We start from the raw sequence: 23,451 nt of genomic DNA, 5'->3' as shown, positions 1-23,451 counted from the left end.
GCAGTGACCCGACAGACGCAGCTCGTGCACCGCTACATGGACGGCTTCCGGCGCAGCGACCACGACGCGGTCCTCGGTTGCCTGGCCGACGACGTCGTCTGGCGGATCCACGGATTCCGCACCACGCGCGGCAAGGTCGAGTTCGACGACGAGATAGAGAATCCCGCGTTCGAGGGCAGCCCCGAGCTGACCGTCGAGCGCACCGTCGAGGCCGGCGACGTGGTGGTGGTGACCGGCACCGGCATCGGGCGGCACCGTGCGAACGGCCGGTTCCGGTTCGCCTACAGCGACCTGTTCACCTTCCGGGCCGGCCTGATCGCCGAGGTCGACTCCTACGTGGTCCCACTTCCCTGACCGCGCACCCCACCGGCCGCCCAGGCGCCTGCCCAGGGCGGACCGGAGCGGCGGACCGGACGCGGTCAGGTGCCGGCGGGCGGTCAGGTGCCGGCGGACACCATCGGTCGGGGATGGTGCCGGCTGGTCGGGATCACCAGCGGGGTACCGGTGAGCGGGTCGAGACTCACCTCACACCGTACGTCGAAGACCTCGTCGACCAGTTCGGCGGTGACCACCCGGGACGGCTCACCCTGGGCGACGATCCGGCCACCTTTCATCGCGATCACGTGGTCGGCGTACCGGCACGCCTGGTTGAGGTCGTGCAGCACCATCACCACGGTCCGGCCGTCCCGCCGGTTCAGGTCCACCACCAGGTCGAGTACGTCGATCTGGTGGGACAGGTCGAGGAAGGTGGTCGGCTCGTCCAGCAGCAGTACCGGGGTCTGCTGGGCCACCGCCATGGCGATCCAGGCCCGCTGGCGCTGCCCACCGGAGAGCTCGTCGACCGGCCGGTCGGCCAGTTCGGTGACGCCGGTCGCGGCGAGCGCCTCGGACACCGCCCGCTCGTCGTCGGTGGACCACTGCCGCCACCACGTCTGGTGCGGCGAGCGGCCCCGGCCGACCAGGTCGAGCACGGTCAGCCCGTCCGGTGCCACCGGTGCCTGCGGCAGGATCCCCACCTGCCGGGCCACCTGGCGGGTGGGCAGCGAGTGGATCGCCCGGCCGTCGAGCTGGACGCTGCCGGCCGTCGGGTTGAGCAACCGGGCCAGCGCCCGGAGCAGGGTCGACTTGCCGCAGGCGTTGGCGCCGACGATCACACTGATCCGGCCGGCCGGGACGACCAGGTCCAGGTCGTCCACGACGACCCGCTCGCCGTACGCCAGGCGCAGCCGTTCGGCCCGCAGCTCGGGGTGGCCGGCAGCGCTCGGCGGCGGGGTGTCGAGCGCGGTGTCGACGACGGTCAGGTCCAGGGTCATTGTCAGCCTCCAGAACCGGCACGATTGGTTCGGACGAGCAGCCAGAGCAGGAACGCCGCGCCGAGCGCCCCGGTGACCACGCCGACCGGCAGGTCGACGTCCGGGATCAGCCAGCGGGCCACCAGGTCGCTGGCCGAGACCATCAACGCCCCGGTCAGCGCGGACGCCAGCAGCGGCGGCGCGGAGAGCCCCACCAGCCGCTGCGCGATCTGTGGTGCGGCAAGTGCCACGAAGAGCACCGGCCCGGTGGCGGCGGTGGCGAACGCGACCATCGCGACGCCGACGACCACCAGGCAGAGCCGGGCCAGTTGCACCGGCGTACCGAGCCCACGGGCCACCTCGTCGCCCAGGTGCAGGGTCCGGGTCCACCGCCCGAGCAGCATCCCGGCGGGCAGCAGGATCAGCACCGCGACGGAGAGCGGGCGGACCGCCTCCCAACCGCGCCCACTGAGGTTGCCGACCAGCCAGCCGAGCGCCGCCTGCGCCTCGGCCAGCTGTGCCCGGGTCAGCAGGTAGTCGGTGGCGCTGGCGCACATCCAGGAGACGGCGATGCCGACCAGCACGATCCGGTAGCCGGTGGCACCCCGCCGCCAGGCGAGCAGGTAGATCAGGGCGGCGGTGCCCATCCCGCCGGCCAGCCCGAGCACCGGCAGGCTCAGCCCGGCACTGCCGAGCACGATCCCGGCCACCACGGCGGTGGTGGCGCCGGCGTTGATGCCGATCATGTCCGGACTGGCCAGCGGGTTGCGGGTGATGGTCTGGAAGACCGCCCCGGAGACGGCGAACGCGGCACCGGCGAGGACGCCGGTGAGCGCCCGGGGCAGCCGCAGTTCCCGCACGATGAAGACCTGGGCCGGGTCGCCGGAACCCCAGAGCGCGGGCACCACCCGCAGCGGGCTGACCGGGTAGTCGCCGGTGGCGATGCCGACGCAGAAGACCACGAACGTGGCGGCGACCAGCCCGAGGCAGCAGACCAGCAGCCGCCCGCGGAGTACGCCGGAGACGGGCGGCCGGCCCATCCGGAACGCGGTACGGCCGCCGGTGCGGCGCAGGTCGAGCAGGGTCACGGCGATCAGAGCTCCGCGAGCCGGCGGCGCCGGACCAGCATGATGAAGAACGGACCGCCGATGAACGCGGCGATGACGCCGACGCCGACCTCGCTGGGGCGGGCGACGACCCGGCCGACGATGTCGGCCAGCAGCAGCAGGCTCGGCGCGAGCACCATGGTGAACGGCAGCAGCCAGCGGTGGTTCGGTCCGGTGATCAGCCGGGCGACGTGCGGCACCACCAGACCGACGAAGACGATCGACCCGGCGACCGCGACCGCCGCCCCGGCGAGCAGGGTGACGGCCAGGGTGCCCTGTAGGCGTACCAGACCGACCCGGCGGCCGAGCGCGGCGGCGACGTCGTCGCCGAGGGCGAGGCTGTTCAGTGCCGGGGCGGTGGCCAGGGCGAGTACGGCGCCTACCGCCAGGAACGGCAGCAGCTGGCCGATGGTGCCGAAGTCCGGTCCGGAGAGCGATCCGGCCGCCCAGAACCGGTAACGGTTGAGCGCGTCCGGGTCCCGCAGCACGATCGCGCTGGTCACCGAGTTGAGCAGGAAGGTGACCGCCACCCCGGCCAGCGCCACCTTGACCGGGGTGGAGCCGCCCCGGCCGAGCCCGCCGAGCAGGTAGACCACCATGCTGGCCAGCAGCGCGCCGGCGAAGGCGAACCAGATGTAGCCGTAGAGCGTGGCGATGCCGAACGAGCCGATCGCGACGACGATGCCGAGTGCGGCACCGGCGGTCACGCCGAGCAGGCCGGGATCGGCCAGCGGGTTGCGGGTCAGCCCCTGCATCAGGGCGCCGGAGAGCCCGAGGGCCATCCCGACCAGCAGGCCGAGCACGGTGCGCGGCAGGCGTACGCCCCAGACGATCGCGTCGATCTGCGGGTCGGTGCCGCCTGCGGCCCGGTCGAGGAGGATCCGGACCACCTGGTCCAGCGGGATCTGCCGGCTGCCCACCGCGACGGAGAGCAGGCAGAGGACGACCAGGACGGTGCTGGCGACGGCGAAGAGCCCCACCGGACGGGTGGGTCGGCGGCGACCCGTCGCCCGGATGGGTGTGGGTCGGCGCGCCGGTGCTGCCTGCTCCGTTGTCACGCAAGCCTCATGTCTGGTCCGCCGTCGCCTCGTCCGTCGTCGTCGCGCTCACCGTCGTGTCCCGCCCTTGTCCGCCGTCGTGCTCGTCGTCGCCGAAAGCTCGTCCCTGATATGCAGCGTATTCGCTTCTTAGGGTAGGTATACCTTAGTTCACGGCGTCGATGCACGGCAGGTCCGCGCCGGGCTCGCGGGGAGTCCGTTCGGAGGTGGGGGCGGGACCGTTCCGGCGAGACGGTTGAAGTTAGGTAAGGGTTACCTTACTATCACCGTCATCGGAACCGGACGACGGTGCCGTACCCGACGCCCGGGCGCCGTTGCCCGACGTCGCGCGACCGCAGCCGACCCGCCGCGTCGCGACGGACGCACCGGAACCGCTCCGCCCACCAGATCCGCCCGACCGCCGGTACCGCGCGACGGGACGCTGAGAGAACCCGAAGAGGAGCCGATGTCCACGACACCTGCCCGCACCACGCGTTTCCGGCCGGTCGGCCGACTGGCGGCGGCGCTGGCCGTCCTCGTACTCGGCCTGGCCGGCTGCGGCGGTGGTGACGACGACGCGGAGCCGACGGCGTCGGCCAGCACCGGCGGCACGTTCCCGGTCACGGTCGAGCACAAGTACGGCAGCACCGAGATCACCAAGGCGCCGACCCGGGTGGTGACGCTCGGCCTCAGCGACCAGGACCCGGTGCTCGCCCTCGGCGTCGTACCGGTCGGCGCGATCGACTGGTTCCTGGAGCGGCCGTACGGCAAGTGGCCCTGGGCGCAGCCGCTCTGGGGCAGCACCCCGCCGGAGATCGTCGGCGAGCGGGACGACTACAACCTGGAGAAGGTCGCCGCGCTGCGACCGGACCTGATCATCGGGCTCTACTCCGGAATGTCCCAGGAGCAGTACCAGAAGCTCTCCCAACTCGCCCCGACCGTCGCCCAGCCGAAGGGCTTCGCCGACTACGCCGCGCCCTGGCAGGAGATGACCCGGCAGGCCGGCCGCGCGCTGGGCAAGGCCGAGCAGGCGGAGAAGCTGATCGCCGACGTCGACGCCCGGTTCGCCAGGGCCCGGCAGGAACACCCCGGCTTCGCCGGAAAGAGCGTCGCGGTGGTCGACCCGTACGAGGCGGGCAAGTACGCGGTCTTCGCGCCGAGCGACCCGAAGGTGGTCTTCATGACCCAGCTCGGCTTCACCGTGCCGGAGAACATCGTGCAGGCGGCCGGCAAGGAGTACGCCGCCGAGATCGGCTCCGAGCGACTGGACCTGGTCGACGTCGACAAGCTGCTCTTCCTCACCTCGGACGCCGGCGCCGAGCCCCGGGTGAAGTCGGACAAGGTCTACGCCACCCTGGAGGTGGCCAAGCAGAACCGGGCGGTCTTCCTGCCCTACGAGAACCCGCCGCTCGGTGCCGCGCTCTCGTTCAGCACCGTGCTCAGCGTCCCGTACGCGCTGGACCAGATCCTGCCGCTGCTCGGCGACGGCTGACCACCCGACCGGTTCCCCGGCGTCCACCCGCCCCGCTCGCCCCGCCCGCCCCGTCCGCACCGTTCCGACCCGCTCGCGAGAGGCGGTACTTCGTCGTGCCCACAAGTGACCTGAACCGCGCCGAAGCGGCACCACGTGCGGATGGCGACGCGACCGCCGACCCGACGACCGTCGAGTCGACAGCGGCCGGACCGGCCGGGGCGGAGCGGCACCGCATCCTCGTGGAGTGGAACGAGACGGCCCGGCCGGCGCCCCCGGCCACCTGGCCGGAACTCTTCGCCGAGCAGGTACGCCGGGCACCCGGCGCGATCGCGGTGGTCTGCGAGGACGTCGAGCTGACCTACGCCCAGCTCGACACCCGGGCGAACCGGCTGGCGCACGCGCTGCTCGCCCGGGGGGTCGGGCCGGAACGGGTGGTGGCGCTCTGCCTGCCCCGCTCGGTGGACATGATCGTGGCCGAGGTGGCGGTGCTCAAGGCCGGCGGCGCCTACCTGCCGGTGGACCAGGACTACCCGGCCGAGCGGATCGGCTTCATGCTGGCCGACGCCCGCCCGGTCTGCCTGGTCAGCACGGCGGAACTGGCCGGTGAGCTGCCGGCGAACCCGGACCTGCCCAGGCTGCTGCTCGACGAACTGCTCGCGGGCGACGGGACCGGTCCCGAACCGCTGGCGGGCGGCGGGACCGGGCCGGAGCTGCCGGCGAGCGATCCCACCGACGCCGACCGGGGCGGACCGCTGACCCCGGCCAACGCGGCCTACGTCATCTACACCTCGGGCTCGACCGGCCGGCCCAAGGGCGTCGTCGTGTCGCACGCCGGGGTGGCCAAGCTGGTCGCCACCCAGCGGGCCCGGCTCGGCGTCGGGCCGCACAGCCGGGTCCTCCAGTTCGCCTCGCCCAGCTTCGACGTGGCGTTCTGGGACCTCTGTCTCGGGCTGCTCTCCGGCGGCCGGCTGGTGGTGGTGCCGGCCGAGCGTCGGGTGCCCGGACCGGCGCTGACCGAGTACGCGCACCGGCACGGCGTGACGTTCATGATCCTGCCGCCGGCCCTGCTCGCCGCGATGCCCCGGGAGCTGGCCCTGCCGGCCGGGGCGACCCTGCTGGCCGGTACCGAGCGGGTCTCCCCGGAACTCGTCGCCCGGTGGGCACCGGGTCGGCCGATGTTCAACGCGTACGGGCCGACCGAGGCGACGGTCAACTCGACGCTGGGGGAGTGTGACCCGGACACCCCGGCCGGCGGGGTGGTGCCGATCGGCCGCCCCGACCCGGGCACCCGCTGCTACGTGCTGGACGCGGCCCTCCAGCCGGTGCCGGTCGGCGCCACCGGCGAGCTGTACCTCGGCGGCACCGGGCTGGCCCGGGGCTACCTCGGGCAGCCGGGGCTGACCGCCCAGCGCTTCGTCGCCGACCCGTACGGTCCGGCCGGCGGGCGGCTCTACCGCACCGGTGACCTGGTCCGCTGGCTGCCGGACGGGCGGCTGGAGTTCCTCGGCCGCGCCGACGACCAGCTGAAGATCCGGGGATACCGGATCGAGCCGGGCGAGATCGAGTCGGTACTCGCCCAGCATCCGGCGGTCGGCCAGGTCGCCGTACTGGCCCGGCCGGGGCGGGACGGCCAGCCGCGGCTCGTCGCCTACGTCGTACCGGCAGTGGACCGGCCGGGGGACGCCGGGGTCGAGTCGGCCCGGGTGGACGACTGGCAGCGGCTGCACGAACTGCTCTACACCGCCGGGCGTACCGAGCGGTTCGGGGAGAACTTCACCGGCTGGAACAGCAGCTACGACGGGCTGCCGATCCCGCTTGCCGAGATGCGGGAATGGCGGGACAGGACCGTCGAGCGGATCCTCGCGCTGCGCCCGCGCCGGGTGCTGGAACTCGGTGTCGGCAGCGGCCTGCTGCTGGCGAAGGTGGCACCGCGGGTGGAGTCGTACTGGGGTACCGACCTCTCCCCGGCGGCGATCGAGGCGCTGCGCGAGCAGGTGGCGGCGGTGCCGGAGCTGGCCGGCCGGGTCGAGCTGCGCGCCCAGCCGGCAGACGTCGCCGACGGGCTGCCGACGGGCTTCTTCGACACCGTCGTGCTGAACTCGGTGGTCCAGTACTTTCCGAGCGTCGACTACCTGGCCGAGGTGCTGCGCCGGGCGGTCGGGCTGCTGGCGCCGGGCGGCACGGTATTCGTCGGCGACGTGCGCAACCTGCGGCTGCACCGCACACTGCGCGCCGCGGTCGAGGCGGGCCGCCGCCGGCCGGATGCCGACGGCCGGCGGGCCGCGCTGGCCGCCGTCGAGCAGAGCCTGCACTGGGAGGGTGAGCTGCTGCTCGACCCCGATCTCTTTCCGGCGCTGGCCGGCGGGTTGCCGGCGATCGCCGGGGTCGACCTGGTGGTGAAGCGCGGCCGGGCGCACAACGAACTCACCCGCTACCGGTACGACGTGGTGCTGCGTACCGCAGCCGACGGCGACGCACTTCCCACAGTGGAGCAGACGGCCGTCGGGCAGCCCTGGGACGGCGACCTCGGCGGGCTGGCCGAGCGACTCGACACGCAACGGCCGGCCGCGCTCCGGGTGACCGGGGTACCGAACGCCCGGCTCGACGCCGACCTCGCCGCCTACCGGCAACTCACCGCCGCCCCGTCCTCGCCCGTCGCCCCGCCTTCGCCCGTCGACCCGCCTCCGGCCGCCGCCCCGTCCTCGCCCGGGGCGGCGGGAGGTGTGCCGGGCGTCGATCCGGAGGCGGTTTACGAGCTGGCCGCCCGGCACGGCTACCAGGTCGAGGTGACCTGGTCCGCCGGTGCCGACGACGGCCGTCTCGACCTGCTTCTCACCCGCCCGGGCGCGGCACCCGCCGGCCCGGCGTACCGGTCGGACGGTGCCGAGCCGACCGACCTGGCCCGGTACGCCAACCGGCCGGCGCCGTTCCGGGACGTCACCGCACTGCTGTCCGAGCTGCGCTCGTACGCGCGCAGTTGGCTGCCGGACCACATGGTGCCGGCCGCCTTCGTGCCGCTGCACGAACTGCCGGTGCTGCCCAGTGGCAAGCTGGACCGGGCCGCGCTGCCGGCGCCCGACTTCGCGGCGCGCAGCACCGGTGCCCGGCCCCGGGACGCCCGGGAGGAGGTGCTCTGCGCCCTCTACGCCGAGGTGCTGGGGCTGCCCGAGGTGGGGGTCGAGGACGACTTCTTCGCCCTCGGCGGGGACAGCATCGTCTCGATCCAACTCGTCATCCGGGCCCGGCAGGCGGGTCTGGTGGTCACCCCGCGCCAGGTCTTCCAGCGGCGTACCGTCGCCGAGCTGGCGCCGGTCGCCGAGCCGCTGTCCCGCGAGATCGTCGACGATCCCACCGCCGGGGTCGGCGAGTTCCCGCTCACCCCGATCATGCGCTGGCTGGACGGCTGCGGCGGGCCGATCGACGCGTTCGCGCAGTGGCTTGCGGTCCGGGTACCGGCCGAGGTGACCGCCGAGCGGCTGGCCGCCGCGTTCCAGGCGGTGCTGGACCGGCACGACGTACTCCGGTCCCGGCTGGTCCGGGCCACCCCGCAGGCCCCGGGCCGGCTGGTGGTGCCGGCGCCCGGCACGGTGCGGGCGGCGGACCGGCTGCACCGGGTCGACGTGACCGGGCTGACCGACGAGGTGCTGCGGGACCGGATCGGCACCGCGGCCGAGTCGGCCGGCGCTCGGCTGGACCCGCAGGCCGGCGTGATGGTGCAGGCGGTCTGGCTGGACGCCGGCCCGGACCGGCCCGGCCGGCTGGTCGTGCTGGTGCACCACGCGGTGGTCGACGGTGTCTCCTGGCGGATCCTGCTGCCCGACCTGGCCTCGGCCTGGTCCGACGTGCTGGCCGGCCGGACACCCCGGCTGGAACCGGTCGGCACCCCGCTGCGCCGCTGGGCCGAACTCGTGCACGCCGACGCGGCGGAGCGGACCGCCGAGCTTCCACTCTGGACGGAGCTGCTGCGCGGCGACGACCCACCGCTGGCCGACCGCCCGCTGGACCCGGTCGGCGACCTGGCCAGCGTCCGCCGGCTCACCCTGCGGCTGCCCGCCGAGCAGACCGCGCCGCTGCTGACCAGTATCCCGGCGGCGTTCTCCGCCGGGGTCAACGACGTGCTGCTCACCGCGCTGGCGCTGGCGCTGACCGACTGGCGCCGGCGCCGGGGGACCGGGACGCCGGGACCCGCGCTTGTGGCGCTGGAGGGGCACGGCCGGGAGGAGCAGGTCGGTGACGGTGTCGACCTGTCCCGCACCCTCGGCTGGTTCACCAGCATCTTCCCGGTCCGGCTCGACCCCGGACCGGTCGATCTCGACGAGGCGCTGGCCGGCGGCGACGACGCCGGCCGGGCACTGAAGCGGATCAAGGAAGGGCTGCGCGCCATCCCCGACCACGGACTCGGGTACGGGCTGCTGCGCCACCTGAACCCGGAGACCGCGGCCGTACTGGCCGGGCTGCCGCAGCCACAGATCAGCTTCAACTATCTCGGCCGGTTCGGGGTGGACTCCTCGCCGGACGGCTGCTGGACCGCGCTGCCCGGTCTCGGCCTGCTGGCCGGTGGCTTTGACGCGGGCATGCCGGTGGCGCCGTACACGCTGGAGGTGAACGCCTTCACCGAGGACCGGCCGGAGGGACCCGGGCTCGGCGTGACCTGGGCCTGGCCGGCGACGCTGCTGTCCGAGGCAGACGTGGCCGAGCTGGCGCAGGGCTGGTTCTCCGCGCTGGAGGCGCTGGTCCGGCACGCCGCCCGGCCGGGCGCCGGCGGGCCGAGCCCGTCGGACTTCCCGCTGCTGGCGCTACGCCAGTCCGACGTGGACACGCTGGCCGCCAGTGTGCCGGCGATCGCCGACGTGCTGCCGCTGACCCCGTTGCAGGAGGGGTTCTACTTCCACGCGGTCGCCGCCGGGGCGGAGCGGGACCCGTACCGGGTGCAGCAGGTGGTCGAGCTGCACGGGTCGGTGGACGCCGCCGCGCTGGGCCGGGCCGGGCAGGACGTGCTGGACCGGCACGCCCCGCTGCGGGCCGCGTTCCCGCAGCTCGCCGACGGGCGGCCGGTGCAGCTGGTCGCGGACGGGATCGCGCTGCCATGGCGCGAGGTCGACCTGACCGGGTACCCCGAACCGGAGCGGGCGGCCGAGTTCGAGGCGCTGGCCGAGGCGGAACGGGCCGCCCCGTTCGACCTGACCCGGCCGCCGCTGCTGCGCTGCGTACTGGTCCGCTGGGCCCAACGGCGGCACAGCCTGCTGCTCACCCACCACCACATCGTCACCGACGGCTGGTCCGCCGGGGTCACCCTGCGGGACCTGTTCGCCCGGTACTCACCGGACGGCGAGCCGGACCGGTTGCCGCCGGTCACCCCGTACCGGCGCTATCTGGAGTGGCTGGCCGGGCGGGACCGGTCGGCGGCGGAAGGCGCCTGGCGGAACGCGCTGGCCGGGCTCGACGGCCCGACCCGGATCGCCGCCGAGGCGGCGGAGGGCTTCGACGGGATGTTCCATCCCGAACGGGCCGCCGTGGAACTGCCCGCCGAGGTGGCCGCCGGGCTGGCCGGTCGGGTCCGGGCGGCCGGGCTCACCTTCGGCAGCCTGCTGCACGCCGCCTGGGCGGTGGTACTGGGCCGTCGGCTCGGCCGCCGGGACGTGGTCTTCGGCAGTACCGTCGCCGGCCGGCCGGCCGAACTCGACGGTGTCGAGGCGATGGTCGGGCCCTTCATCAACACCGTGCCGGTCCGGCTGCGCTGGAATCCGGCCGAGCCGCTCGTCGACCTGGCGGGCCGGCTCCAGCGGGAGCAGGCCGAGCTGCTCGACGCGCAGCACCTCGGGCTGCCGGCGATCCAGCGACTGGCCGGCGGCGGCGAGCTGTTCGACAGCCTGGTGGTGCTGGAGAACTATCCGGTCGACGCTGGTCCGGGTGGTCCGGGTGGTCCGGGTGGTCCGGGTGGTCCGGGTGGTCCGGGTGGCCTGGCGCTGGCCGGTGTGGAGTTCCGGGAGGCGACGCACTATCCGGTCACCCTGCTGGTCTCGCCGGCCGGCGAGACGGTGGCGCTGACCCTGGAGTACGACCCGGAACGGGTGGACCCGGCGACCCTGCGACTGCTGCGTACCGGCCTGGCCGAGGTGCTCGGCACCTTCGTCGCCGAGCCGGGCCGACCGGTCGGGCGGATCGACCTGCTGCCGGCGCTCGAACGCGGCACCGCGCTGTCCCGGCTCACCGGTCCGGACGCGCCGGTGCCGCCGCAGACCCTGCACGGGATGGTCGCCGCACAGGCGGCCCGGACCCCGGATGCCGTCGCACTGCTGGACGGCGAGCGCCGGATCGGCTACGCCGAGTTGGACCGGCGGGCCGCCGGACTGGCCCGGCGACTGGCCGACCGTGGGATCCGGCCCGGTGACGTCGTCGCCGTGGCGGTGCCCCGGTCGGCCGAGCTGGTGGTGGCACTGCTCGGCGTACTCAAGGCGGGTGCCGCGTACCTGCCGCTGGACGTCGGGCATCCCCGGGAGCGGCTCGCCGCCGTACTCGCCGACTCCGGTGCGCGGGCGATCATCAGCACGGTGGAGGTACTGGCCCGGCTGCCCCGGCCGGCCGGGGTGGCGCAACTGCTCGTGTCGGCCCCGCCCGCAGACCTCGCCGAGCCCGCCGAGCCCGCCGAGCCCGTCGAGCAGGGGCGGCGGTCGGAGCCGACGGGCGCGGTCGGCCGGGACGCCGGCACCGGACCGGACGGGCCGGCCTACCTGATCTACACCTCGGGCTCCACCGGCCGGCCCAAGGGGGTACTCGTCGGCCACCGCGCGATCGTCAGCCAGCTCGCCTGGTCGCAGCGGCGGTTCGGACTCGGCACCGCGGACCGGATGCTGCAACTCGCCCCGGCCAGCTTCGACACCTCGGTCTGGGAGATCTTCTGGCCGCTCTCGGCCGGTGCCGCCGTGGTGCTTCCCGGCGAGGACGCCGCCGGCGACCCGACCCGGCTCGCCGGGCTGGTCCGCCGGCACCGGGTCACCGCGGTCACCTTCGTACCCTCGCTTGTCGAGGCGTTCCTGCTGGCCGACGAGCTGACCGCCGACCCCGGCTGGGCGGCCACCCTGCGCTGGGTCTCCTGCGGCGGCGAGGCACTGTCGCCGGAACTGGCCCGGCGCTGGCAGGCGGCCACCGGCACCGCGCTCGACAACTTCTACGGCCCGACCGAGACGGCGGTGCAGGTCACCTGGTGGGCCAACGACGGCGCCGCGGAGCGGACCGTGCCGATCGGCCGCCCGGTCGCCAACACCCGGCTGTACGTACTCGACGACTGCCTCCGGCCGGTCCCGCCCGGCGTACCCGGCGAACTGTACGTCGCCGGCATCCAACTCGGGTACGGCTACCACGCCCGGTCCGGGCTGACCGCGCAGCGATTCGTCGCCGACCCGTACGGGCCGGCGGGGCAGCGCATGTACCGCACCGGTGACCTGGTGCGGTGGCGTACCGACGGGGTACTCGAGTATGTCGGCCGGGGCGACGACCAGGTCAAGATCCGGGGGCACCGGATCGACCTCGGCGAGGTGGAGGCGGTGCTCCGGACGGCGCCGGGGGTGGCCCAGGCGGTCGCCGCCGCCCGTGCCGACGCCCGGGGGCGGACCGGGCTGGTCGGCTACCTGGTGCCGGTCGCCGGGGTCCGGCCCGATGTCGAGGCCGTTCGCGCGGCGGTCCGTGCCGGGCTGCCCGAGTCGATGGTGCCGGGCCAGTTCGTGTTGCTGGACGCGTTGCCGCTGACCTCGAGCGGCAAGCTCGACCGGGCCGCCCTGCCGGCACCACAGCCGCTCACCGGCAGTACCGCGGCCAGTTCCGCACCAACCCCGTCCGGTGTGGAAAGTCCGACCGCTCGGGCCGGCGCGTCCGAACCGGACCCGGCCCGCTGGGACGACCGGGGCGGGGCGGCCGAGCGGCTGCTCCGGGAAGTCTTCGCCGAGGTGCTCGGCCTGCCCGAGGTCGGTGCCGACGGGGACTTCTTCGCCCTCGGCGGCGACAGCATCCTCTCCATCGCGGTTTCCAGCCGGGCCCGCCGGCACGGCCTGGCGCTCACCCCGCGCGACGTGTTCCGGCACCGCACCCCACGGGCGCTGGCCACGGCGGGCGGCGGCGACGCCGCCCTGTCCGACAACGGTTCGCCGGCCACTCCCGCCTCGACCGGGGGCGCGGCGCCCGCCGGTCCGGTCGTCGGTCCGGAGGCCACATCGGTCGCTGGTTCGGAGGTCGGTCCGGTCGCCGGTCCGGTCGTCGAGTCGCCCGGTGATCCGGACGAGTTGGGTGAGGTGCCGCTGCTGCCGATCGTGCACTGGCTGCGAGAGACCGGACTGCCGATCGACAGGTTCACCCTGAGCACCCTGCTGGTCGTACCCGCCGAACTCGACCTCGGGTCGCTGACCGCCGTCCTCGCGGCGGTGCTGGACCGGCACGCCGGGCTGCGGTTGCGACTGCGCCGGATCGCCTCCGTGCTCTGGACGCTCGCGACGACTCCGGCCGGCACCGTTCAGGCGGCCGACCTGGTGCACCGGGTCGACGTGGCCGGACTGGACGACGACGCCCTGCGCACCGTGCTGGCCGCCGAGTCGGCCAGCGCCACCGGTCGGCTCAGTCCGGACGAGGGGCGGATGCTCCAGGCGGTCTGGTTCGACGCGGGCGACCGGCCCGGCCGGCTGCTGCTGGCCGCGCACCACCTGGCGGTCGACGGCGTCTCCTGGCGGATCCTGCTGGCCGACCTCGTCGCCGCCTGGACGGCGGTACGGGCCGGACGGCCACCCCGGCTCGCCCCGGTCGGCACCTCGCTGCGCCGGTACGCCCGAGCGCTCGGCGAGCACGCCCAGCGCCCCGAACGGCTGGCCGAACTGGCGCACTGGGCCGGGACACTCGCCCCGGGCGCCGAACTGCTGCCGGCACGGTCCGGCCCGGCGGCGGCCACGACGGCGACCGAACAGACCGGCGTCGGGTCGCCCCGGCAGCACGTCGTACACCTCGATCCGGCGCGGACGCTGCCGCTGCTCACCGCCGTACCGTCGGCGGCGGGTGCCGAGGTCACCGCGGTGCTGCTCACGGCACTGCAGCTCGCGGTGACCCGTTGGCAGGACCGGCACGGCCGCGACGGTGCCGCCGAACTGCTCGTCGACCTCGAACGGCACGGCCGGGAGGAACTCGAACCCGACCTCGACCTGTCCCGCACGGTCGGCTGGTTCACAAGCGTGCAGCCGGTACGCCTGCCGACCGGCACCGACCCGCTCGCGTTGCTGCGTGCCGTCGACGAGCGGCTGCGGGCGGTCCCGGACGGCGGCCTCGGGCACGGGCTGCTCCGGTACCTGAACGCACAGACCGCGCCGATCCTGGCCGGGCTCTCCCGGGCCCAGGTGCTGTTCCACTACTACGGCCGGTTCCCCGGCGGCACGGGACAGGAATGGACGCCGGCCGCCGAGTCCGACGCGATCGCCGTGCCCAACGGCGGGCTGGGCCTGGCCCACCTGCTCCAGATCGACGCGGTCGCCACCGAGACCCCGGCCGGTCCGGCGCTCACCGCGACCTTCAGCTGGCCGGAGGGCGTGCTCGGCGAGCGCGAGGTGGCCGGGCTGGCCGCCGAGTGGCTCGACGCGCTGCACCGGCTCACCGCCGCCACCACCGTGGCCACCGATGTCGACCTCGGCGAAACCATCGGTCCCAGCGCCGGCCCCAGCGCCGGCCCCAGCGCCGGCCCCAGCGCCGGCCCCAGCGCCGGCCCCAGCGCCGGCCCCAGCGCCGGCCCCAGCACCGGCCCCAGCACGGGCGCCGTGCACGAGGGCACGGGCACGGGCGCAGTGCGTGACGGGAACGGCCCGGTGGTTGCCGGCGGGCTGTCGCTCGGTGCGGACGAGATCGAACGGGTCGAGCGGACCAGCCCGGTGCCGGTGGCCGAGATCTGGCCGCTCTCGCCGTTGCAGGAAGGGCTCTACTTCCACGCCAGCTACGACACCTCGGCGCCGGACGTCTACACCGCGCAGGACGCCTTCGACCTCGGTTACCGGCTGGACCTTCGGCGGCTGCGCCGGGCCGGCGCCGCGCTGCTGGCCCGCAACCCCGGGATGCGGGCCGGGTTCGCCAGCGTCGGGCTGCCCCAGCCGGTGCAGTTCGTCGGGGTCGCCCCCGAGCTGCCGGTGACCGAGGTGGACCTGACCGGCCTCGACCCGCAGGCCCAGGATGCCCGGGTGACCGAGCTGATGGCCGAGGACCGGCGTACCCGGTTCGACCTGACCCGGCCGCCGCTCTGCCGGCTGCTGCTGCTCCGGCTCGGCGACGACCGGGACCGGCTGGTCGTCAGTCACCACCTGGTGCTCTGGGACGGCTGGTCGGAGGAACTCTTCGTCGAGCAGCTCTTCACGCTCTACGAGAGCGACGGCGACGACCGGGGCCTGCCGCCGGCCGGCTCCTACCGCGACCACCTGGAGTGGCTGGCCGGGCAGGACGCCGAGCGGGCCGGCGCGGCCTGGCGGGACGCCCTCGCCGGGCTGGCCGAGCCGACCCTGGTCGCCCCGGAGGCGACCCTGGCCCCGGTGGTCCCGGACCGGGTACGCGCCGAACTGCCGGCCGCGCTCGGCGACCGGCTGCGCGGACTGGCCCGCCGGCACGGGCTGACCCTGAACACCCTGCTCACCGCCGCCTGGGGGCTGGTACTCGGCGGCCACCTCGGCCGTACCGACGTGGTCTTCGGGATGACCGTCGCCGGCCGGCACGCCGACGTGCCGCACGTGGAGAACATCATCGGGCTCTTCCTGAACACCGTGCCGGTACGCGTCACCGCCGAACCCACCGAATCCGTGCTCGGCCTGCTGCGCAGGCTGGGCGAGCAGCGGATCGAGTTGATGCCGCACGACCACCTCGGACTCGGTGCGGTGCAGCGGGCGACCGGGCACGCCCGACTCTTCGACACGCTCTACGTGTTGCAGAACTTCGTCGACGAGGCGGAGTCGGCCCGGCTGCGGGACCGGCACGGGATCGCCGCCGTCGACGGGGTGGACGCCACGCACTACCCGCTGACCCTGGTGGTCACCCCGGCCCAGCGGCTCCGGGTGGCCCTGGACCACCGCCCGGACGTGATACCCGGCATGGTGGCGCGCGGCCTGCTGGACCGGTTCGTGGCGCTGCTGGCCCGGCTGGTCGCCGAGCCCGAGACCCCGGTCGGCCGGCTCGACCTGCTGACCTCGGCGGAACGGGCCGAACTGGTCGGGGAGTGGGCGGCCACCCGGCATCCGATCGGCACCGAGTCGGTCGCCGACCTGCTGGCCGCGCAGGCTGCCCGGACCCCGGACGAGATCGCCCTGGTCTTCGCGGGGCGGACCCTGACGTACGCCGAGTTCGACGCCCGGATCAACCGGCTGGCCCGGTTGCTGGTGGCCCGGGGTGCCGGACCGGAGCAGGTGGTCGCGCTGGCCCTGCCCCGCTCCATCGAGATGGTGGTCGCGCTCTTCGCGGTGCTGCGCACCGGTGCCGCGTACCTGCCGCTGGAGCTGGACCATCCGGCCGAGCGGCTGGCCTTCGTGCTGGCCGACACCGCGCCGATGTGCCTGCTGACGGTCGCCGGAGTCCGGTCGGGGCTGCCGGCCGCCGACACCCCGGCGGTGCTGCTCGACGACCCGGAGGTACTGGCCGAGCTGGCCGATCTCGACGGCGGGGCGCTTCCCGACGCCGAGCTGCCGGCCGGATTCGCCCGGACCGATCCGGCCCGGCTCGAACATCCGGCGTACCTGATCTACACCTCCGGTTCCACCGGCCGGCCGAAGGGGGTGGTGACGCCGTACCGGGGGTTGACGAACATGCAACTCAACCACCGGGAGGCGATCTTCGACCCGACCGTGGCGGCGGCCGATGGCCGGCGGCTGCGGATCGCACACACCGTCTCGTTCGCCTTCGACATGTCCTGGGAGGAGCTGCTCTGGCTGGTCGAGGGGCACGAGGTGCACGTCTGCGACGAGGAGCTGCGCCGGGACGCGCAGGCGCTGGTCGGCTACTGTGACCGGCACCGGATCGACGTCGTCAACGTGACCCCCAGCTACGCGCACCACCTGATCGAGGAGGGCCTGCTCGACCGGGACGGCGAGTCGGACGCTGCGCTCGGCCGGGACGGCGAGCCTGCTGGTGTACCCGGCCGGGACGGTGCCGGGGGCGCGGGTGGCCGGCACCGGCCGGTGCTGGTGCTGCTCGGGGGTGAGGCGGTCTCCGACGCGGTCTGGAGCCGGCTGCGGGACACCGAGGCGACGACCGGTTACAACCTCTACGGGCCGACCGAGTACACGATCAACACCCTGGGCGGGGGCACGCTGGACAGTGCCACCCCGACCGTCGGGCGGGCGATCTGGAACACCCGGGCGTACGTGCTCGACGCGTACCTGCGGCTGGTGCCGCCCGGTGCCCCCGGCGAGCTGTACATCGGCGGGATCGGGCTGGCCCGGGGTTACCACCGGCGGCTCGGGCTGACCGCCGAGCGTTTCGTCGCCGACCCGTTCGGTGCGCCGGGGCAGCGGATGTACCGCACCGGCGACCTGGTCCGGCGCCGGCCGGACGGTAACCTGGACTTCCTCGGCCGCACCGACGACCAGGTGAAGATCCGGGGATACCGGATCGAGCTGGGCGAGGTGGAGAGCGCACTCGCCGAGCACCCGATGGTGGCGCACGCCGCCGTGGTCGTCGACTCCTCGACCGACCCGACGGTACGCCGCCTCGCCGGCTACGTCGTCCGGTCGACACCGTGGACGGTGCCAGAGGGCGGCGGTGCGGGGGTGCCGGACGACGACGCGGTGCTCGCCGGGATCCGGGCCGATCTGAAGCGGCGGCTGCCGGACTACATGGTGCCGGCCGTGCTCGTGCCGCTGGACCGGTTGCCGCTGACCGTGAACGGCAAACTCGACGTGGCGGCGTTGCCGGCTCCGACCGTGCGGTCCGGCGCGGCCGCCTCCCGCCCGCCGGCCACCGCCGTCGAGGAGGCGTTGCGCACCCTCTTCGCCGACCTGCTAGGCGTGCCGGAGATCGGCGTCGAGGACAACTTCTTCGACCTCGGCGGGCACTCCCTGCTGGCGATCCGGCTGGTCAGCCGGGCCCGGGTGGTGCTCGGTGCCGAGCTGGCGATCCGCGACCTGTTCGAGGCGCCGACCGTCGCCGAGCTGGCCGCCCGCCTCGACGCCGCCGACCCCGTCAGCACCACCGGCTCTCCCGGCGCCGCCGGCGCTTCCAGCGCCACCGGCTCTTCCAGCGCCACCGGCTCTTCCAGCGCCACCGGCTCTTCCAGCGCCACCGGCTCTTCCAGCGCCACCGGCCCTTCCAACGCCACCGGCCGGCTGGACGCCGCCGGTCGCCTCGACGCGACCGCCCGGTCCGGTGCCGGCGGGACCGACGGTGCGTCCGGTGGGACCGGTCGAGTCGAGCCTGTCCGGGCCGCACTGGTCCGGGTCGAGCGTCCGGCCGAGCTGCCGCTCTCCTTCGCCCAGCAGCGGCTCTGGATGATCCAGCAGCTCGCACCGGAGTCGGCGGCGTACAACTTCCCGATCGCCGTACGGCTGCGCGGGAGGTTGGACGTGTCGGCGTTGCGTACCGCACTCGCCGATCTGGCCGGGCGGCACGAGACACTGCGGACCGTGATCGGGGCGCGGGACGGCCGGCCGTACCAGCGGGTGCTGCCGGTGGACGAGACCCGACCGGGGTTGGCGACCGTCACCGCCGCTCCGGACGAGGTGGCCGGGATCGTCCGGGACGCGGTGCGCCGACCGTTCGACCTGACCGCCGAACCACCGCTGCGGGCCACGCTCGTCGCCGTCGGCCCCGAGGCGGGGTACACCGAGGAGCACGTCCTGGTGCTGGTACTGCACCACATCGCCACGGACGAGTGGTCGGACCGGCCGTTCCTGCGCGACCTCGGCACGGCGTACGCGGCCCGGCGGGCGGGACGGGCACCGGACTGGGCGCCCCTGCCGGTGCAGTACGCCGACTACACGCTCTGGCAGCGCCGGCTGCTCGGCGACCCGGCCGACCCGGGCAGCCTGGCGGCGCGGCAGCTCGACTACTGGCGTACCGCGCTGGGCGGGGCGCCGGAGGAACTGCTGCTGCCGACCGACCGGTCCCGTTCGGGGCGGCCGGATCCGGCCGGGGCGGAACTGTCGGTGGTGCTTCCCGCCGAGCTGGGCGCGGGGCTGCGCCGGCTCGCCTCGGCCAGCGGTACCAGTCTCTTCATGGTGGTGCACGCGCTGGTCGCGGCGCTGCTGCACCGGCTCGGCGCCGGCACCGACATCCCGCTCGGCGCCCCGATCGCCGGGCGGGGCGACGAGGCCCTCGACGACCTGGTCGGGTTCTTCGTCAACACCCTGGTACTCCGCACCGACCTGACCGGCGACCCGAGCTTCACCGAGCTGCTCGCCCGGGTCCGGGAGACCGACCTGCACGCCTTCTCCAACCAGGAGGTGCCGTTCGAGGCGGTGGTCGAGGCGGTCAACCCGGCCCGATCGGTCGCCCGGAACCCGCTGTTCCAGGTGATGGTGGTGCACCGGAACCGGACCGCCGGCTGGAGTGGGCTCGCCGGGCTGGCCGTCACCGACGAACCGGTCGACACCCCGGCCGCCAAGTTCGACCTGGTATTCGACTTCGCCGAGGCTGACGAGCCGGATGCCACGGCCGGTGCCGCCGGCTCGATCGCATCTGGTGCGGCCGAACCCGGCGCGGCCGGATCCGGCGGCGACGAGTTGAACTGCCTGCTGAAGTACCGGACCGACCTGTTCGACTCCGAGACCGTGGCGCTGCTGGGGGAGCGGCTGCTCCGGCTGGCCCGGGCGGTGGTCGCCGACCCGGGGGCGCCGCTCGGTCAGGTCGACGTCTTCGTCGGCGACGAGCGGGACCGGGTGCTGCGCGACTTCAACGCCACCGGGCGGGCGGTGTCCGAGGAGACCCTGCCGGCGATGTTCGCCCGCCGGGTGGCGGAAACGCCGGACGCCGTCGCCGTGGTCGACCGGGATCGCGTCGTGTCGTACGCCCGGCTGGACGTCGAGGCGGACCGGATGGCGGAACTGCTCGCCGGGCACGGCGTCGGGCCGGAGAGCGTGGTCGGGGTGGCGGTGCCGCGCTCGCTGGAGACCGTGGCGACGGTCCTCGGGGTACTGCGGCTCGGTGCCGCCTTCCTGCCGTTGGAGCTGAGCCATCCGGGCGACCGGTTGGCGTACATGGTGCAGGACTCCGGAGCCGGAACGGTGGTGACGACGCCGGAGGTTGCCGAGCGGCTGCCGGAGCTGCCCGGGGTGACCCGGCTGCTGGTCGAGCCGATCCGGCCGGAGTCACCACCGACCGCGCGGACCGCACCGGCCGCACCGACCGCGCGGACCGGGTGGACCGCACCGGCCGGGCTCGACCACGCGGCGTACGTCATCTACACCTCCGGCAGCACCGGCCGGCCCAAGGGGGTCGTGGTGTCGCACGAGGGGATCGGCAGCCTGGTGGCGACCGCCGTGGACCGGATGGGAGTGGACGCCGACGCCCGGGTACTCCAGTTCGCCTCGACCGGCTTCGACGTCTTCGCCTTCGAGCTGTCGATGGCACTCTGCGCGGGTGGCCGGCTGGTGGTGGCCCCGGACGAGACCCGGGCACCCGGCCGGCCGCTCGTGGAGTTGCTGGAACGGGAACGGGTGAGCCACGCGATCCTGCCGCCGTCACTGGTCTCCGCGCTGCCGCCGGACTGCCAGCTGCCGGCCGGGCTGGTCGTGCTGGTCGGCACCGAGACGGTACCGCCGGACCTGGTTAGACGGTGGGCGCGGCGGTTGCGGCTGCACGCCGCGTACGGGCTGACCGAGGCGACCGTCAACTCGACACTCTGGCCGGCCGAGCCGGACTGGTCCGGTCCGGTGCCGATCGGGGTGCCCGACCCGAACACCCGGGCGTACGTCCTGGACGAGCGACTCCGCCCGGTCCCGCCCGGGGTGGCCGGCGAGCTGTACGTCGGCGGGCGTGGTCTCGCCCGTGGCTACCTGGGCCGTCCGGGGTTGACCGCCGGGCGCTTCGTCGCCGACCCGTTCGGCCCGCCCGGGGCGCGGATGTACCGCACCGGCGACCGGGCACGCTGGCGGCCGGACGGCATCCTGGACTTCCTCGGCCGGGTCGACGACCAGGTGAAGATCCGGGGCTTCCGGATCGAGCTGGGCGAGGTGGAGGCGGTGCTGGCCCGGCACCCGGGCGTACGCCAGGCCGCGGTGGTGGTGCACCGCACCGCCGACCTGACCCGACTGGCCGGATACGTCGTGCCGGCCGCCGGACCGCTCGCCGGACCGCTCGACCCCGCCGAGGTACGCGCGCACGCCGCCGGACTGCTCCCCGACTACATGGTGCCGAGCGCCATCCTGGTGCTGGCCGGGCCGCTGCCGCTGACCCCGAACGGCAAACTGGACCGGCGTGCCCTGCCGGCGCCGGACTGGGCGGCGCTGACCGGCGAGGACGCCCCGGTCACACCGGCACAGCAGGTCCTCGCCGACCTGGTCGCCGAGGTACTCCGGTTGCCGAGGGTCGGGATCTCGGACGACTTCTTCGCCCTCGGCGGGCACTCCATGGCGGCGATGCGGCTGCTCGGCCGGGTCCGGGCGACCCTCGGCGTCGACCTGGCGGTCCGGGACATCTTCGAGGCGCCGACGGTGGCCGGGCTGGCCGACCGGCTCGCCGGGGCGGTGGCGGAGCGCCCGCCGCTGCGCCCGGCGGAGGACGCCACCGCGCCTGTCGCGGCCCCGGTGCAGCGGATCTGGTGGGACCTGCACCGAGCCGCAGCCGGGCGGGACGCCGCCGACCGGACCGGCTGGGACCTCGCGCTCGTGATCCGCCCGGACACCGGCCCGGCCGACCGGACGGACCGGGGACCGGACGAGCAGACGGACGCTGGACCGCGCGACCGGACGGAGCGGGGACCGGCTGGGCAGCCGGATGCTGGACCGGCCGACCGGACGGGTCGTGCACCGGGCGAGACGCCGGAACTGGACGTACCGGCACTGGCGGCGGCACTGGCCGACCTGGTGCGGCGGCACGAGCCGCTGCGTACCGCGCTGGCCGGCGGTGTCGACGGCGAGCCGGTACCGGTGCCGGTGGCCGAACGCACGCTGCTGGAGGTGCTGCCGGCGAGCCGGGTCCCGCTGGACGACCTCGTCGCCGAGCTGGTCGGCGGCGGTGTGGACCCGACCCGGGAGCCGCCGCTGCGGGCCCGGCTGCTGACCGGCCCGGACGGCGACCGGGTACTGCTGCTGACGATGCACTATCTCGGCGTGGACGAGTGGTCGGTGGTGCCGCTGGCCCGGGACCTCGGCACCGCGTACGCGGCCCGGGTGGCGGGGCGGTCGCCACAGTGGACGCCCCTGCCGGTCGGCTATCCGGACTACGCCCGCTGGGCGGGCACCCTGCTCGGCGATCCGACCGACCCCGGCAGCCGGTACGCCCGGCAGTTGGACTGGTGGCGGGAGGCGCTGGCCGGCGTACCCGATCGGCTGGCGCTGCCGGCGGACCGGCCGCGACCGGCGGTGCTCTCCGGACGCGGTGGCCGGATCGAGTTCGTGCTCGACGAGGCGGCGCACCGGGCCGTCGACGAGTTGGCCCGGCAGACCGGTACCAGCATGTTCATGGTCTTCCAGGCCGCCCTCGCGGCGCTGCTGCACCGGATCGGGGCCGGACCGGACCTGCCGATCGGCACCCTGGTGGCGGGCCGGACCGAGGCGGCCCTCGCCGACCTGGTCGGCTGTTTCGTCAACCCGCTGGTGTTGCGCACGGACGCCGGTGGCGATCCGACCTTCGCCCAGCTGCTCGGTCGGGTCCGGGAATCGGACCTGTCCGCCTTCGACCGCCAGGACGTCCCGTTCGACGCGGTGCGCCGCCTCCTGCCGGCCGGCTGGGCGCTGCCGCAGGTGATGCTCGTGCACCACGAGGAGGCCCGGCTGGACGGCGACGGCCCGGACGGCCCGGCGGTGCTGCGGTTCGCGCCGGTGCCGACCGGGACGACCCGGACGGAGCTGACCGTCAGCTTCTACGAGCCGGTCGGCGACGGCCCGGTGCACGGCGAACTCGAGTACGCGGTCGAACTCTTCGACCCGGCGACCGCGCACCGGCTCACCGAGGACCTGCTCGGGCTGCTCGCCTCGGCGGTAGCCCGACCGGACCTGCGTCTCTCGGCACTCGGACCGGACATCGCCGCCCAGGCATCTCCGCCGCCCACCCGACCCGGCGGCGCTGCCGCCGACAGTCCTGAAAGGATCGCGAAATGACCACCAACCCGTTCGAGGACCCGGACGGCCTGTACCTCGTACTCGTCAACGACGAGGGGCAGCACTCGCTCTGGCCGTCCTTCGTGGACGTTCCGGCCGGCTGGACGGTGGCGTTCGGCGCGGACGGGCCGCAGTCCCGGGATGCCTGCCTGGCGTACGTGGAGGAGAACTGGACCGACCTGCGGCCCCGCAGCCTTCGGGAACGGATGGCGTCCGCCACCGCCGAGCCGGAACGCTGACCGGTCGGCGCTGTCGGAGGCGGCAGCGGTCCGCCGGCCCGGATGGTGC

Annotated in this window: 7 protein-coding genes; 4 read left to right on the top strand and 3 right to left on the bottom strand. The window is 74.7% G+C overall.

Translation table 11 applies throughout. The annotated features are described in order from the left end of the window. Nucleotides 1–3: 3 nt before the first annotated feature. The gene (locus ACN28A_RS32920) at nt 4–354 is read left to right on the top strand and encodes a nuclear transport factor 2 family protein (protein ID WP_421402073.1); all 351 of its coding nucleotides are present in this window, start codon (nt 4–6) and stop codon (nt 352–354) included. A gap of 83 nt (nt 355–437) precedes the next feature. On the opposite strand, the gene ACN28A_RS32915 is transcribed toward ACN28A_RS32920, so the two are convergent. Genes ACN28A_RS32915 through ACN28A_RS32905 form a run of 3 tightly spaced genes read right to left on the bottom strand, consistent with a single transcriptional unit; the run spans nt 438 to nt 3,456 of the window. Continuing rightward, complete coding sequence (locus ACN28A_RS32915; RefSeq protein WP_421402072.1) at nt 438–1,313, bottom strand: ABC transporter ATP-binding protein; 876 nt, start codon at nt 1,311–1,313, stop codon at nt 438–440. A 2-nt stretch (nt 1,314–1,315) separates the two neighbouring features. Further along, nucleotides 1,316–2,380, bottom strand: a complete 1,065-nt coding sequence (locus ACN28A_RS32910; RefSeq protein WP_421402070.1) for a FecCD family ABC transporter permease — start codon at nt 2,378–2,380, stop codon at nt 1,316–1,318. Between the two features lie 5 nt (nt 2,381–2,385). Further along, nucleotides 2,386–3,456 carry a FecCD family ABC transporter permease gene (locus tag ACN28A_RS32905; protein ID WP_421402068.1) on the bottom strand — a complete coding sequence of 357 codons (1,071 nt, stop codon included), beginning with the start codon at nt 3,454–3,456 and terminating at the stop codon, nt 2,386–2,388. A gap of 445 nt (nt 3,457–3,901) precedes the next feature. Between ACN28A_RS32905 and ACN28A_RS32900 the strand changes: the two genes are divergently transcribed. From ACN28A_RS32900 to ACN28A_RS32890, 3 genes are all read left to right on the top strand, one after another. Continuing rightward, on the top strand, nt 3,902–4,927 hold the full coding sequence (locus ACN28A_RS32900) for an iron-siderophore ABC transporter substrate-binding protein (protein WP_421402066.1): 1,026 nt from the start codon (nt 3,902–3,904) through the stop codon (nt 4,925–4,927). A gap of 95 nt (nt 4,928–5,022) precedes the next feature. Further along, a complete protein-coding gene (locus ACN28A_RS32895; RefSeq protein ID WP_421402064.1) occupies nt 5,023–23,163 on the top strand; it encodes an amino acid adenylation domain-containing protein in 18,141 nt (6,046 codons plus the stop codon). After that, nucleotides 23,160–23,402 (top strand): MbtH family protein, encoded by a 243-nt coding sequence (locus ACN28A_RS32890; RefSeq protein WP_421402061.1) that lies wholly within the window; start codon nt 23,160–23,162, stop codon nt 23,400–23,402. Before ACN28A_RS32895 ends, ACN28A_RS32890 begins: the two co-directional genes overlap by 4 nt. Nucleotides 23,403–23,451: the final 49 nt, after the last annotated feature.

Source organism: Plantactinospora sp. WMMB782 (assembly GCF_049179135.1).
Classification (GTDB): Bacteria; Actinomycetota; Actinomycetes; order Mycobacteriales; family Micromonosporaceae; genus Plantactinospora.
This window is presented reverse-complemented; position numbering and strand designations above follow the sequence as displayed.

Excerpts from the sequence above, each read along its gene's own strand:
- ACN28A_RS32900 (WP_421402066.1), top strand. The coding sequence starts at position 3,902 with ATGTCCACGACACCTGCCCGCACCACGCGTTTCCGGCCGGTCGGCCGA.
- ACN28A_RS32890 (WP_421402061.1), top strand. The coding sequence starts at position 23,160 with ATGACCACCAACCCGTTCGAGGACCCGGACGGCCTGTACCTCGTACTC.
- ACN28A_RS32915 (WP_421402072.1), bottom strand. The coding sequence starts at position 1,313 with ATGACCCTGGACCTGACCGTCGTCGACACCGCGCTCGACACCCCGCCG.